The 14,215-nt window shown below is 52.0% G+C and carries 12 protein-coding genes; 1 reads left to right on the forward strand and 11 read right to left on the reverse strand.

Features of this window, described 5'->3' with window-relative positions:
- Positions 1-3: 3 nt before the first annotated feature.
- Entirely contained in the window at positions 4-1,053 is a 1,050-nt protein-coding gene (locus ACX3YD_RS31340) for a site-specific integrase (RefSeq protein WP_458961981.1), read from the forward strand.
- A gap of 1,079 nt (positions 1,054-2,132) precedes the next feature.
- On the opposite strand, the gene ACX3YD_RS31345 is transcribed toward ACX3YD_RS31340, so the two are convergent.
- The 11 genes from ACX3YD_RS31345 to ACX3YD_RS31395 all read right to left on the reverse strand — a co-directional run bounded on the left by ACX3YD_RS31345 (position 2,133) and on the right by ACX3YD_RS31395 (position 14,178).
- Positions 2,133-2,864, reverse strand: a complete 732-nt coding sequence (locus ACX3YD_RS31345; protein WP_458961982.1) for a P-loop NTPase family protein — start codon at positions 2,862-2,864, stop codon at positions 2,133-2,135.
- Positions 2,861-3,733 carry a TniB family NTP-binding protein gene (locus ACX3YD_RS31350; RefSeq protein WP_458961983.1) on the reverse strand — a complete coding sequence of 291 codons (873 nt, stop codon included), beginning with the start codon at positions 3,731-3,733 and terminating at the stop codon, positions 2,861-2,863. The genes ACX3YD_RS31345 and ACX3YD_RS31350 overlap by 4 nt, the downstream gene beginning before the upstream one ends.
- Positions 3,734-3,735: 2 nt before the next feature.
- A complete protein-coding gene (locus ACX3YD_RS31355) occupies positions 3,736-5,565 on the reverse strand; it encodes a transposase (protein ID WP_458961984.1) in 1,830 nt (609 codons plus the stop codon).
- A 1,097-nt stretch (positions 5,566-6,662) separates the two neighbouring features.
- Complete coding sequence (locus ACX3YD_RS31360; protein ID WP_458961985.1) at positions 6,663-7,211, reverse strand: hypothetical protein; 549 nt, start codon at positions 7,209-7,211, stop codon at positions 6,663-6,665.
- Positions 7,212-7,499: 288 nt separating this feature from the next.
- Positions 7,500-7,757: a hypothetical protein gene (locus ACX3YD_RS31365; RefSeq protein ID WP_458961986.1), complete on the reverse strand. Its 258-nt coding sequence runs from the start codon at positions 7,755-7,757 to the stop codon at positions 7,500-7,502.
- Between the two features lie 92 nt (positions 7,758-7,849).
- Positions 7,850-8,740: a helix-turn-helix domain-containing protein gene (locus ACX3YD_RS31370; protein WP_458961987.1), complete on the reverse strand. Its 891-nt coding sequence runs from the start codon at positions 8,738-8,740 to the stop codon at positions 7,850-7,852.
- A gap of 344 nt (positions 8,741-9,084) precedes the next feature.
- The gene (locus ACX3YD_RS31375) at positions 9,085-10,527 is read right to left on the reverse strand and encodes an NAD(P)(+) transhydrogenase (Re/Si-specific) subunit beta (RefSeq protein WP_458961988.1); all 1,443 of its coding nucleotides are present in this window, start codon (positions 10,525-10,527) and stop codon (positions 9,085-9,087) included.
- Positions 10,527-10,850 (reverse strand): NAD(P) transhydrogenase subunit alpha part 2, encoded by a 324-nt coding sequence (locus ACX3YD_RS31380; protein ID WP_458961989.1) that lies wholly within the window; start codon positions 10,848-10,850, stop codon positions 10,527-10,529. Before ACX3YD_RS31380 ends, ACX3YD_RS31375 begins: the two co-directional genes overlap by 1 nt.
- A 15-nt stretch (positions 10,851-10,865) precedes the next feature.
- Complete coding sequence (locus tag ACX3YD_RS31385) at positions 10,866-11,987, reverse strand: Re/Si-specific NAD(P)(+) transhydrogenase subunit alpha (protein WP_458961990.1); 1,122 nt, start codon at positions 11,985-11,987, stop codon at positions 10,866-10,868.
- 84 nt (positions 11,988-12,071) lie between these two features.
- Positions 12,072-13,046, reverse strand: a complete 975-nt coding sequence (locus ACX3YD_RS31390; protein ID WP_458961991.1) for a transporter — start codon at positions 13,044-13,046, stop codon at positions 12,072-12,074.
- An 82-nt stretch (positions 13,047-13,128) separates the two neighbouring features.
- Entirely contained in the window at positions 13,129-14,178 is a 1,050-nt protein-coding gene (locus tag ACX3YD_RS31395; protein ID WP_458961992.1) for an alpha/beta fold hydrolase, read from the reverse strand.
- Positions 14,179-14,215 lie beyond the last annotated feature (37 nt).

Below are 14,215 nucleotides of genomic sequence, written 5' to 3' on the forward strand. Positions count from 1 at the left end.
ATAATGGAGCGTTATCAAATCATAGAGCCATTTTTTGCCTTTTCCGTCGCTGGAAAAAGTACGTTTTGCGTAGCAAGGGTCGAGATGAACAAGGCGGATCGTTACCTGAAGGCTGGTACCCGGGAAAACACCCGGCGCAGCTACCGCGCGGCGATAGAACACTTCGAAGTAACCTGGGGTGGGTTTCTGCCGGCTACTGGCGATGGCATCGTGCGCTACCTTGCCGAGTACGCGGACAAGCACAGCATCAACACGCTGAAGCAGCGCCTGGCTGCACTGGCTCAGTGGCACATCACGCAAGGCTTCCCTGATCCCACGAAGACACCGACGGTTAAGCAGATGATCAAGGGCATTCGGACATTGCATCCAGCCCAAGAGAAACAGGCGACCCCTCTCCTTCTACTTCACTTGGAACAAGCGGTGAGCTGGCTGGAGCGCGAAGCGGGTCTTGCGGCTGAGCGTGGTGACTATAGAAACGTGATGAAGCATCGGCGCGACATCGCCCTGGTGCTGATTGGATTCTGGCGGGGATTCCGCGGGGATGAACTGGCGCGTCTGCAGGTAGAACACACCCAAGCAGAATCAGGGGTAGGCATCACCTTCTATCTGCCGCACACGAAGGGCGATCGGCAGCATCTGGGTGCTTCATTCCACACCCCTGCCCTGAAGAAGCTTTGCCCTGTGCAGGCTTACATCAATTGGATCACCGTAGCCGGCATTACGCGCGGGCCGGTGTTTAGGAAAGTGGATCGCTGGGGCAATCTTGCTGAGGACGGCATCAACTCCGGCAGCCTGATACCTCTACTTCGCCGTATCTTCAAGCAGGCGGGTGTCTCGGCTGACCTTTACAGCAGCCACTCCATGCGTCGCGGCTTTGCCACTTGGGCTTCAGCGAATGGCTGGGACATCAAAGCGCTAATGACCTACGTCGGGTGGAAGGATATGAAGTCGGCGCTGCGCTACATGGACGCGAGCGCATCCTTTGCAGGGCTAGCGGTGGGAGCGCGGAGATCTGACGCGCCGGCTTGGATCGAACACCGGTGTGTTAAATGAGAGTGTTGCATGAGATTTAACGCTTTGGCCGATTTGAACGAAGGGAGCGCAATATAGCTCCATCGAACCCCTCCAAAAAACTCGACATCATGGTGGATGATACCGCCTCCAGCTTGGCCAGTCTCTCTCGAAGGTACAGCACTTCCTCTGCGGTTAGAACCAGAGTTACCATGTGTGCCAATTGCTGTGGTGAGGGTGGCAGCGTTCTGCGGACGCAATGGTCATGGCGTCCCAAGTAGTCTATTTCAGCCGGTGACACCATACCGCTCAACCATCCGATCAAAAGCAAAGCCCCCATGCGCTGGTACGGATCACTGTCATTCAATCCGAACTCAATGCGCTCATGCAGATCCAAGTTGACTCTGCACAGAAACTGTTGAGTGCGAGAAAACCCTGCTGAGGCTATCCCACCGGATGCAAATGCCGTCCGCTTCGCAAGCAGCAGTCCATACAGAGTTTCCACTCCTTCTGTGAGTGCCTGCCCTGGTACCAGAGATTCAAACCATTGCTGCACGCGTATTGTGATTCCCGCAATCCGCCGGTCAAACAAGGAGTCCTTCACTGACCGCTCACCCGTTGAATGGAGGTAGGCATTCCAGATCCGTCTACCAGGGGTAAACGTCTCTCGAGGCCTCATCAGCGCGCGTCGGTGATCAACGCAATATGCGCTGGTCGTGTAGCACCAAGATTGACGCCAGATGGGAAATCCAGTTCTAACCATACTTTCGAATAGACAGGAAGAGCAGTATGTGTGCCTGAAATGGATGTGAAGCAACCTAGACTGGCGGGCGGCAAATTGCTTCTGTAGCAGAATCCCATCGGTACCATAGGTGGCACACATCACTTTGAAAAGCTCAGAATCACAATCAAATTCAATGTCCTCGAATGCGGGAAAAGGCCACGATTCCACGACACCGGGAACCACGCGCTTGGGGACAGAAAGGCCTCGGTTAATTGCCTCCCGAAATAGATGAGGGTTTTGGAGCTTGTTGCGGGCAAGCCCCCGCATCACCCAGGAAAGTAGTGTTTCTCCCAGAACGAAACGAGGCGCTGCCCCTGATGAGAACTCGTCAAACAAATTAGAATTTCCACAAGTTACGCAGACACTCAACAGGCAAAGAAGGACAATCCCTGTAGCTGGAATTTCGCGCTAGTGTCTGGAGATATTTAATGATGGCTCCACTGGCACCATGAGATCTATCCAGAAGACCTTTCATGAAATCATCATTGGTCAATTGAGAATTCTTGAAGCCACATGCCTTTCCAACTTGGGTGATGAAGGTTCGGTACTGCTGGTCATACTGCCACACACCGATGTCGACGTAGCGTGCCTTCTTAGAAACGACCTCTTTCAGTGCGCCATCTAAAATATTGGGCTTGGACACAAGCAGTATTTTTAAGTTTGGAAATTGTCGGATCAGGGCTCGCACTAAATCAATAGCAGCATTTCGCTGCTCCGCACCGCCTCCAAAGTGAACGCTTGCATCGTCAAAAATCAGCCGAAACTCTCGACCACCAATCATATCCTCAAGCGGGCGCACGACATTTCGAAAGGACATGAAATCACTGGTCACAGGTAGCCCCAAGGCTGACGCGAATGCCAGGTCGACGTTGCCATATGCTTTAGTAAAACTCCCAGGCACATAAGTAGAATACACGTGTGCCCGATCGGCATTTTTAAGTAGTCTCTTGGCAACTGTGGTTTTTCCCGTTTGAGCATCCCCGCCCAGAATCGTAAATGCTTTATCAGAAAAACTATCCACCACGCTCCGTTCAGCTTGATACTGTTTTGGACACAATAAATACTTCACTCGACAACACCTGACCGCCGTACACGGGTATTCCATTTTGACTGAGTAGCGGCCTGCAGGCTCTCAAGAGTAATTTTTTCGTCTCCCCATGTGACCGCCAAACATCCAGCGGCTCGAAGTAGCGAGCATATATTGCCAATTACACCGGACGTTTGATTATAGATATAGTCCGCAATCGACTTGGAGGAAAGATGCGACCTCTTGGCAAGAGGTGCGATTTCTTCCCAAGTATCCAAAAAGTTAAGATACTCCGCATCCGCCCTAGCCCAAGGTGTAAGTTCGTAAAGTTCGAACCGGCGTACATACTGGGCATCGATCGCGAGAGCGTTGTAAGCCTCATCAATACCAAAAGCGAAAAAGCTCAGGTAAGCAGGTGCTCCGCACAAACCTCGCAGCAAGGAGAGAAAAGTATCCTGCTCTCCCTTGGAAAGCCCCTTAATAGAATCATGGAACTCATCCATAAACAAACCGCGAATATCGTTGGCAATACAGTATTCGGCTACCATGCTAATGGGAATCCCCGCTTTCCCAGGCTCCATGCCCAAAGCCGTCAAGAGCTTCACCATAGGTTTTGTCTTCTCAGTGTCTTTGACGAAGGTCACATACCTGATTTTATGGCGCCAGGATTCATCCATACCCCTAACCGCATTGCAGATGGTTGTTTTCCCGTGATTAGAACCGGCGGACACTAGCAGACACGGAGCCTCCGTACTACCACGTCTGATGCTAAGCATGTTATGAACAATGTTAGAAACGGTGAGGAGATGCTCCGTATCGATCTTGATGTCTTGCCGGATAATCTGGCAGCGCTCCTCATCTGACAAGGCCAATGCATAACGCCGACTCTCATGCAAATGTTCACCATCCATCATCACTCTCCCCACGTCAATTTTTTGCGTGTTTGATCAGCACTAGGTTCTTTGGTAGTCCCCTGAAGCAAATTCCCATCCCCGCCGTAGGAGAGGAAAGACATGGTTTCAGCGGCCGTAACTTTTTTGGCGACATTCTGCCGGAGCCGCTTCGTCGCAGCCTTGGAACTTTCCACTAGCTCATAATTCTCCAAACGAATCTGGTGCAACTCTTCGTCCACAAGTGTGCCGGGGCGACGCTCGCGCGGTCGCGCAAACGCCCAATACTCGCTGTAGGAGATAGGTGTTTTCGTAAGATCGGAATAGGGAATTTCATGATACCGCCCATCTTGGCGCAACCATATCTTTGATAGGTTCAATGGGTTGTATTTAAACGACAGCCGCTGACCAACAAACCTTCTCAGTATTGCTGAAGAGTAGAACGAACGACTAAACTCGACTCCCTTTGGTTGAATTGTTCGAATCACGCTTGGGAAAAAGTCAAGAGCAAAGGTTTTGAAGTTTCCCGGCATAGGCTGAACATAATCTGGGCCCTTCTTGGCCATCTCTGCATCCCAAACCTCGAACGGCGCAAGCCTGTTCAGCCCCTCATGAGCACGCCCATGATAAATGGCTACTTCATTCGCGAACCACTCACAAAATGCTGAAAAAGTCATGGCTGAATGTTTGGCGGAGTCGTAGTCCGCTTTTTTCAGCACATTTGAAAAGGTAGTACCTGGCAGAAGATGCACCTTCCCCATGAGCGTGCCGATGACCCGCTCAACGTGCCCTCCATAATGCTTTTTACCAATAGGCCGTAGCATGGGGATGATTTTGTAATACTGCAGTGTGGCTTCAAGCTCCGGGCTAGTGAATTCGGCGGCATTATCCATACCCGCTGTACCAGCTACGCCCCAGAACCTATGGCGAGTATTCTGACCGCCACCAAGAGCGATCGGAAAGTCTTGCTTTGGAAAACAAGCTGAAAGCATCGCCATGGCAACGCTGACTGAACTAGGCGGATGCAGCGCAAGATAGTAACCAAGAATGACGCGACTTTTTAGATCGATAACTACCGTCAGCCAAGGTCGCATAAGGGGTCGACCATGTTCATCGCAGATAATGACATCTACCCGCGTATGGTCAATTTGCACCATGGTAAGTATGGTATCTACATCGATCATCCCAGGCTTCAGATCAAACTTTTGAAGCATCGCCTCCCTGCCGTGCTGAAGGGAGTAAATGGCTTTCTGCCCGAATGACTCAAGCCTTCGCTTCAGGGCATTCATACTCGGAGTTTTAACACCCATACCATGACTAAGAGAGTCGACATATTCCCAAAGAGAAGAAAGCGCCTCTAACTTTTTTGTCTTATCCTTAAAGCGTTTTGAAATTGCTTTCTCCATGATCTTCTCTTGAATATCAGAAAGCAATCGGGAGTTCTTCTTGCGCCCTCTGATACTCCTAACAAGAGAAACTGCTCCAAGCTCCGGATCATATCTTTTCAATAGGCGTCGAGTCGTTGTTTCCGAGGAATCAAGCTTTTTAAGAAGATCCGCCCTGGAGAACTTACCTTCTAAGTAGTCATTAATATTTTTGGCTCGCTCCGAAGCAATAGCCAACTCTTTGGGATTAACATCCGTTTGTTCCATCCAAATCAAACGGCGATCGTTGTATAGCTGATACTTTTCTTCATCTACTTCAACCAGAGTCACCTGAGTGAAGAGTACATCAAAGGAGTGCTCACTTTCTTGACTTTTCAGGGTGACAGTGCCGTCAGCTCCACAAGTTATTACTCGATACGTCTTATCCTCAAAGCTGACTAAACTTCCTTCGATTATGGGTTGCAGCATAAGGACTCAGCACCTAGTGATTGAAAAGCTAATTGCGGAAGCATAACTCCACAACCACTAAGTTTGTCAACGGCCATATAATTGGCGCTATATTTAAACCAATATTGAATTAGTTTACGACAAGACTTAACGAATATCACACTAATTGATCATTTAACCCATAGCAATAAGCAAGCCAAAGCCTCGAAGCACCGAATACACGAGGCGTTGAATATTTTTTTGATATTATTTTTCGATCACTGCATGGAAAATCAATTATCGATTAAATACAATTAAGCTCAATGGTATTCAAGTTCTGATCCGGGCATATGAACCCCGCTCAAGTTGGCGGAAGTGATTTTTGCGCCAGCCCCACGGCAATTACTGCCATGATCGGGTTTCCTTGATTTGGCGATTAGAAATGACTGCCAAAAAAATGACACAACACCAGAATCTGCGGTCTCAGGCCCCACACCAACCCCCACGAAAGGCTAATGCCTGGGAACGAACGCTGCTTTTTCTTATATATTGACAGTGACCAAGATGAGCCTATCAGAGCACCTGTAATCTCAGCTTCGTGAGCCGTACTCGACATCCAATGGCATAGCAAGGAGGACGGCTTGGCCCCTTCCAGCGCTTATAGCCAGCCAGGGTTGAACGTCAATAGCCTGTGAGGTTCACTGAAGGATTGCGGGGGTTCTCCGCGCGCTGAGCAGCGTTCACGGGGTGGGTATCCAGAGCCTTGGGGGCTGTGGCTGAGAATAGTCCCTGGCTGATTTCGAGCCCTTCAGCCCGATCCTCCATGTAAGCAAACGCCCCCTTGAGCAACGACCTGATAGGGGGATCAGGAAGTGATCTTTCTGGCTTTTAGAACTGGCCGATTCCTCTAGGCCTTGCGGGTTTCAACTTTTAAAAAAAATCATTACAAATCAGTATGTTGGGTAGATCATCAAAACAAGGATGCAAGGGTTACCTCAGCCGCGCCCTGTGTTTACGGGCTAAGACTGCTCTCCTTTAGAAATGATCAAATCTGCTAATACACCCGGGCTTTCAACCATTTCTAAAAGTCAGAATCGCTGGAAGCCACGGCCTGTAAGGGCTTGAGCGTTTGACCACTTTTAAAGGAGGGCCACATCCCCGGTGTATACGACCCGGCCACCATTGATAGCTGCATCATGGATTGGACCTTTCTTTCCTAGCTTTGCACCTTTCTTCTGATCAACCGTGATCAGAACCGAGCTCAGTGAGGCCACAGCCAGAGAAACATCAGCTTCATTTGGGCCCAGAACCGTGGATGCCCGCTTGGTGCTGCCACGGAGAAAACGCTGAGTTTCCTCGCGCTGACGCCAATCTCGCTCGATGTCGGATTCGAAAGTGCCTTGGCCAAAGCCACCATAACGAGCCGGCTCCCCAGGAACGTTTGCCTCAGAAAATCCAAAGAGGCAGCTGGTTTCAACGTTACGAAGCTGAATGCTTGTACGGATGTAATCCTTCAACGGACGCTTATCAACACCCTGAGACTCGTCGGGAATCTGATCCAGCTCTAATTCAACCTCCCTGGTAATGAACAAAGAAAACCTCTCGGGAGGTAATTCGACGCAAAGGTCATACTCATTGTCGAAAAAGAAATTCCACGCACAGCTATCAATGGCTATTGAAATAGTCATTATGCTCTCGTCATGTTTCGGTTCTGACTGACACGCACTGTAACCCTCCTCGCCTTGTATCGTAATAACCCTAGAGAATAACTAAATTAAATAGTCATTTAGTTTAGTTATAATAAAGAGGCGGTTATTGGACGACAGAATACGATAGCACCGCCCCTAAGGATCTCCCTGTCACATCCACTGAGATCCGATGCCTGATCCACCAAGATTTCGTCGTAAAGACGTTCAAGACGACATGGTAGCGCTCCCCTACTCTGCTCCATCAAATCATGCACCAGATGGCCCGTTTTATGTTTTATCGGTTGGATCAGACATCGCCTCACTGATGGTTACAGGCTCGCAAGGCAAATGTTGTTTCGGGATAGAGGTTTCGCCCGGACGTCGTGTGAGGGTTAACTGGGATTTACCGCGAATCTTCTCTTCCCATTTGGCACGTTCCTGCGTGATGTTTTCGATCCGGATCTTCCTGTCAGTGGTTCTGAGTGTTATCAGCGCCGCAACCAATACCGATATGACAGCGGATGATAGAATGTCTAAGAGGTCCATGTTTTTTCCGATAGCAGTTGACGGAAAATGCTTTACTTCACTTGCCCTTGTTCAGCGAAGCAGAAAAATTCATTTCGATATTTGCAGGAACGCTATTCTTGGTTTTTAATTCGCCTTAGTTGTGTAGGTGTCACACCAAGTTTGGTACGCAGGATGCGAGTTAAATGCGCCTGATCCGAAAATCCGCAATGATATGCAATTTCTTTAATCGAAAGTGTTCCATTGTACAGCAGCCGCTTCGCTCGCTCGACGCGCTGCTCGGTGACAAATGTATGTGGCGAACAATGAAATGATTCGCTGAATTTTTTCGAGAACGTCCAGACTCCCAAGCCTACTGCGTCGGCCATTTCATTCAGGCGTATGGATTGTTCCAAGTGGCCATCGATAAAGTCGAGCAAATGTTTCTTCTGCTGTTGAGATAGGCGACCAGGCGTACAGGATTCTTTAAAGGTGACGCTGGCGTAATTTCGGAGAAGATGAATGGCTAACTGCATGCTCAAGGCCTCAACATACAATGATCCACCTATTCCACGACTTCTCACTTCGCTTGTAATTGCGCTGACAATAAATGCCAGAATCGAGTCTTGCGTGCGGAGCAGATCATGTAGGCGGACCTCTTCAATCGGCCGCTCCATCACATCCATGGCAACACGTGACATCAGCGCATTGGAAAGATAGAGGTGAGAAACATCAATGTCTTCAGTCCAGTTCCAATGGGAGTCCTGTGACATTGTAAGCAGGGAAATATCGCCCGGAGCGCAAGCGGTACGCGTCCACCCTTCATCCACGCATCTATCCATCGGTGTATGGCCCAGGAAATAATAAACGATCATGAAATGATCCAGGGGTGGGATAAGGACGTCCTGACCTTTGTATCGATATGACCGCTGCTCTATATCTTTCCAGCCGAGTTCTTCGCTTGAGCTGAGAACTACGCCTGGCACCCACTTGAGAAGTTCCTTTGGAGTAATGACAGTCGGCATACTTAAAGTCTCATTTGAGGGCCGTCCCCCTTGCTCTTATTGCGCTCCTACGCAGAATTTAAAGCACTCAAGAGGTGGTCGGCTAGTATTGTTTTTATTAGTATATGCAGCATGTCGGGATACTAGCATGGGATTCTCGGTGTCGAAAGAGATATCAATCGCCATGCGACTTAAAGTTATTATAAAAAATCCGGACACCAATATGAAAAAGACATAATAAAATACCAACTAATTCCCATGAGCTGATGGTTTCGACTTTTTCCTGTCCAGGTAAAAAAAACGGCCGCCTGGGGGTGGCCGTAAAGGGGCTGCGAGACATAGTTCTCGCAGCGGAGCGACTTATATCAGGCCTTCACCATGTCCTCGATGACCTTCTTGGCGTCGCCGAACACCATCATGGTCTTGTCCAGGTAGAACAGTTCGTTGTCCAGACCGGCATAGCCGCTGGCCATCGAGCGTTTGTTGACGATGATGGTCTTGGCCTTGAACGCTTCGAGAATCGGCATGCCGGCAATCGGCGATTTCGGATCGTTCTTCGCGGCCGGGTTGACCACGTCGTTGGCGCCCAACACCAGGACCACGTCGGCCTGACCGAACTCGGAGTTGATGTCTTCCATCTCGAACACCTGGTCGTAAGGCACCTCGGCCTCGGCCAGCAATACGTTCATGTGGCCAGGCATCCGCCCTGCCACCGGGTGGATCGCGTACTTCACGGTCACGCCACGGTGGGTCAGCTTCTCGGTCAGTTCCTTCAGCGCGTGCTGGGCGCGGGCCACCGCCAGGCCGTAGCCCGGAACGATGATCACGGTGTCGGCGTTGGTCAGCAGGAAGGTCGCGTCGTCAGCCGAGCCGGATTTCACCGGACGGGCTTCCTTGGATCCTGCCGGGCCTGCGTCGGCTGTGTTGCCGAAACCGCCGAGTAACACATTAAAGAAGGAGCGATTCATCGCCTTGCACATGATGTACGAGAGGATCGCACCGGACGAGCCCACCAGGGAGCCGGCAATGATCAGCATCGAGTTGTTCAGCGAGAAGCCGATACCCGCCGCCGCCCAGCCGGAGTAGCTGTTGAGCATCGACACCACCACCGGCATGTCGGCGCCGCCGATCGGGATGATGATCAGCACGCCCATGACGAACGCCAGGGCCAGCATCAGGGCGAAGGCGCTGAGGTTGCCGGTCAGCATGAAGGTCACGCCCAGCGCCAATGTGGCCAGGCCCAACAGCAGGTTCAGTTTGTGCTGGCCGGCGAACTGTACCGGTGCGCCCTGGAACAGGCGGAACTTGTACTTGCCGGACAGCTTGCCGAACGCGATCACCGAACCGGAGAACGTGATGGCACCGATGGCGGCGCCGAGGAACAGTTCCAGACGGTTACCCGTCGGAATCGAATCACCCAGGTGCTTGACGATGCCCAGGGACTGCGGCTCGACGACGGCAGCAATGGCGATGAACACCGCGGCCAGACCGATCATGCTATGCATGAACGCGACCAGTTCCGGCATCTTGGTCATTTCAACGCGCTTGGCCATGATCGAACCGGCCGTGCCGCCGATCAGCAGGCCGACAATCACGTAACCAATGCCCGCTGTCGCCCCGCCTTGTCCAAAAGAGAGGGCGCCCAGCTTATAGATGAGGCCCACGGTGGTGAGGATCGCCAACGCCATGCCGAGCATGCCGAACAGGTTGCCGCGACGCGACGTGGTGGGGTGCGACAGGCCTTTGAGGGCCTGGATGAAGCAGATCGACGCGATCAGGTAGAGCGTCGTTACGAGGTTCATGCTCATTACTTCGGCGCCTCTTCTTTTACGGCTTTCGGGGCTTTTTTCTTGAACATCTCAAGCATGCGGCGGGTGACCAGGAAGCCACCGAACACGTTGACTGCCGCCAGCGCGACCGCGAGGGTGCCCATGGTCTTGCCCAGTGGCGTCACGGTCAAAGCCGAAGCCAGCATGGCGCCGACGATCACGATCGCCGAAATGGCGTTGGTCACGGCCATCAAAGGCGTGTGCAGCGCAGGTGTAACGTTCCAGACCACGTGATAACCGACATAAATCGCCAGCACGAAGATGATCAGGTTGTAGATACCGGGGGAGATAAGCTCTTCCATCGTCTGAATCCCTGCTTAGGCGTTTTTGCGGATGACTTGGCCGTCGCGGCACATCAGGCACGCGGCGACGATGTCGTCTTCGAGGTTGATCTCGAACTGGCCTTCCTTGGTGAAGACCAGTTTCAGGAAGTCCAGCAAGTTGCGGGCATACAGCGCTGAAGCATCTGCCGCGACCGCACCGGCGAGGTTGGTCGGACCGACAATGGTCACGCCATTTTCGACGACCACCTGATCGGCCACGGTCAGCGGGCAGTTGCCGCCCTGGGCGGCGGCAAGGTCGATGACCACCGAGCCCGGTTTCATCTGGGCCACGGTTTCGGCGCTCAACAGCGTCGGCGCCTTGCGGCCCGGAATCAGCGCGGTGGTGATGACGATATCTGCCTGCTTGGCGCGCTCGTGCACGGCCACCGCCTGGCGCTGCATCCAGCTGGCCGGCATGGGCCGCGCGTAACCGCCGACACCGACGGCGCATTCACGCTCTTCGTCGGTCTCGTAGGGCACGTCGACGAACTTGGCGCCGAGGGATTCGATCTGCTCTTTTACCGCGGGGCGCACGTCAGACGCTTCGATCACGGCACCCAGACGTTTCGCCGTGGCGATTGCCTGAAGCCCGGCCACGCCGGCGCCGAGAATCAGCACGCGCGCCGCTTTCACGGTACCTGCAGCGGTCATCAGCATCGGCATGAAGCGCGGGTAGTAATGAGCGGCCAGCAGCACGGCTTTATAGCCGGCAATGTTGGCTTGCGAGGACAGCACATCCAGGCTTTGGGCGCGGGAGGTACGCGGTGCGGCCTCGAGCGCGAACGCGGTCATGCCGCACTCGGCCATTTTGGCGATGGTTTCATTGCTGAACGGGTTGAGCATGCCCACCACAACGGTGCCGCGCTTGATCAGCGCCAGCTCGCTGTCGCTGGGCGCGACCACCTTAAGAATCAGCTCCGCACCAAACGCATCGTTGGCGCTGCCAATGATCGCGCCTGCCGCTTCATAAGCACTGTCGACAACACTGGCGTTAATGCCGGCGCCGCTTTGGACGGTGATTCTATGGCCTTGGCCAACGAGTTTTTTCACCGTTTCCGGCGTAGCAGCCACACGGGTCTCTCCAGCGTGTGTTTCGCGAGTTATACCAATATGCACGGCGAATCTCTCTGGATAATAACGTTAGAGCGGAGCGTGTTGTGGAGTCCCTTCCAGACTATCCATGATCAAGAACGGTGTTGTTTAGAATACGTAAAGCAATCGAAGATTAAGGCGAGACTCTTCCTTGAAGCCATTATCGACTGAAATATCACGCCCCAATGTTGCAAGTAACTGTGCTTTGGGAGTAACGAAATAAGACCCACCCAACATTAATTTTTCTTGACCGCTTTCATCTTTCAAATCAGTTCCATCAACTTCTCTCTCCCCTCCCCATAGCCGGGAATAACCGACATGAATGGTCGCGCGCTCACTGAGTTTGTACCTGGCAAATCCTTGCATCTGGTACTGCCGACGCTGCTTCATTGTCAGATCGTCGGGGGAGTAACTATCGTTGTCACCGAAAAAAGTAACGTCAGCGACGAAATCCAGAATGACGTTGCTGCCGATGCCGTGCATGTACCCACCCTGCAACACATACTTCCACCTGTTTTCCCCAATATTCAGCTCTTTATTCTTGCTGTAGTCACCCAAAGGCAAAAACAGATATTGAGTTATGCCCAATGCGCGGTTTGCCGAAGGGTCCTGATGGATCCAGATCGCATTGGCCAGAATGGGATCGCCCATTCCGGTTTCACTGCCCATGGCTTTTATATCGCCATCTGCCGCCAGGTGGCCAAAAGGCAATAGGAGTTGGATATTCGTCAGGAGCCCTGCAAACTCCTGATAGCTGACCCCTCTCAGGATGGCGACGTCCGACTGAAGGTTATATTTGTCGCTTAAACGATTGCCACGCACGTAATAATCGTCGCGCTCTGCGTGCTGTAAATAGACAAGTCCAAGCTTTGTGCCATCTGGCATTGGCGTATAGTCGCCAGGATCGACATCCAATGCGTGACACACAATAGAAAGTTGAAGGCAGAAAACTAAAATCATCAACCGAAACGCATGGCGAATTCGGACGTTTATGTTGTTTTTTCTGAGGCTGTCAACGTTAGCGTCAGAACTCGGCTCGAGCGTATTTGGCACGCGCAAAAAATGTGCTGTTGTTGTTTTCATCTTCAACCCTGTTTTTTATAAAATTGTTCTGGGTTTGGCACAGGAACCCTGTGCCATTTTTTATTGTTCTTGAGGGCGTGTTTCAATGTGTTGGGGATGACAGCAGCTCTGCCAGATGGGCGTCCAGTTGATTGAGCATTTCAGTATCGGTGCCAAACAGTCCGAGGTGACCATCGATTGAGCTCAAGGGTCTGAACTCGCTGTTCGGGATCATTTTGTGCTCCGACAGACAATCCTCCACGGTAAAGAACTGGTCGTGCGAGATTGGCATTACATAGACTTTCGCTTTGATTTGACCCAGGGCTGTCGCAAGATCACCGCCCGTGTTTCGACTGACATCTCCCCGCTGCCATTTCCAGGCCATGGTCAGGAGGTTGTTAGGGTCCATTGCCGCAAAGTAGCTCGCCATGAAACTGTCGACGAATATCTTCATCGACTCGAAACCCAGCGCCTTATGCCGCTCGGCGCGGAAGAATTCGGTACTCCAGCCCATCAATGCCCACAGTTTCGCATGCCGCTTGAGTCCGGCCTGTACTTCTGAAGATAAGCTGTATAAGCCCGCCCGGAAGGCCGGATCGGTCGTTATCGTTTCAATGAGTAATTCGGTAAACAGGAAGTCATGCTCGCTATTGCGCGCTGTACCCGCTATCGCTGCGGCGCGTTTGACAAAGTCTGGATAGCGCACGGCCCACTCGTAGGTTTGCTGCGCCCCCATCGACCCCCCAACCACTAATGCCAGGCTCTCGATCCCAAAGTACTCGGTCAGTAATGTGTGCTGGGCACTGACGTCATCGCCAATCCTGACATTCGGGAAGCCAGGGCCTGCCAGCGATCCGCCCGTGTTACTCGGAGAACTGGAAAGGCCGTTACCGATCTGGTTGACAACAATGATGCAGTATTTCGAAGGGTCCAGCGCTCGCCCCTCGCCAATGTATATCTGCTCCATCGCCTTGCTCGTGCCGGAGTACCAGGTCGGAACAAGTATGGCGTTACTCTTGTCGGCGTTCAGGGTGCCATGCACTGCTACTGCCAGTCGGCAGTCAGGAATACATGACCCTTCTTCAAGCTGAATTGGCCCGATATTAATAAGTTCAAAAGGACCGTGATTTTCTTGGGAGTAATAATTGTTCATTACAGGTTACCTCGTTTATCGAGCTGTCACGGCGAAA

It is taken from the genome of Pseudomonas fluorescens group sp. PF-1, from assembly GCF_054481335.1.

Bases quoted from the DNA above. Each gene is read 5' to 3' on its own strand.
- ACX3YD_RS31340 (WP_458961981.1), top strand. From the start codon at position 4: ATGGAGCGTTATCAAATCATAGAGCCATTTTTTGCCTTTTCCGTCGCT.
- ACX3YD_RS31350 (WP_458961983.1), bottom strand. From the start codon at position 3,733: ATGGATGGTGAACATTTGCATGAGAGTCGGCGTTATGCATTGGCCTTG.
- ACX3YD_RS31355 (WP_458961984.1), bottom strand. From the start codon at position 5,565: ATGCTGCAACCCATAATCGAAGGAAGTTTAGTCAGCTTTGAGGATAAG.
- ACX3YD_RS31360 (WP_458961985.1), bottom strand. From the start codon at position 7,211: ATGACTATTTCAATAGCCATTGATAGCTGTGCGTGGAATTTCTTTTTC.
- ACX3YD_RS31365 (WP_458961986.1), bottom strand. From the start codon at position 7,757: ATGGACCTCTTAGACATTCTATCATCCGCTGTCATATCGGTATTGGTT.
- ACX3YD_RS31370 (WP_458961987.1), bottom strand. From the start codon at position 8,740: ATGCCGACTGTCATTACTCCAAAGGAACTTCTCAAGTGGGTGCCAGGC.
- ACX3YD_RS31375 (WP_458961988.1), bottom strand. From the start codon at position 10,527: ATGAGCATGAACCTCGTAACGACGCTCTACCTGATCGCGTCGATCTGC.
- ACX3YD_RS31380 (WP_458961989.1), bottom strand. From the start codon at position 10,850: ATGGAAGAGCTTATCTCCCCCGGTATCTACAACCTGATCATCTTCGTG.
- ACX3YD_RS31390 (WP_458961991.1), bottom strand. From the start codon at position 13,046: ATGAAAACAACAACAGCACATTTTTTGCGCGTGCCAAATACGCTCGAG.
- ACX3YD_RS31395 (WP_458961992.1), bottom strand. From the start codon at position 14,178: ATGAACAATTATTACTCCCAAGAAAATCACGGTCCTTTTGAACTTATT.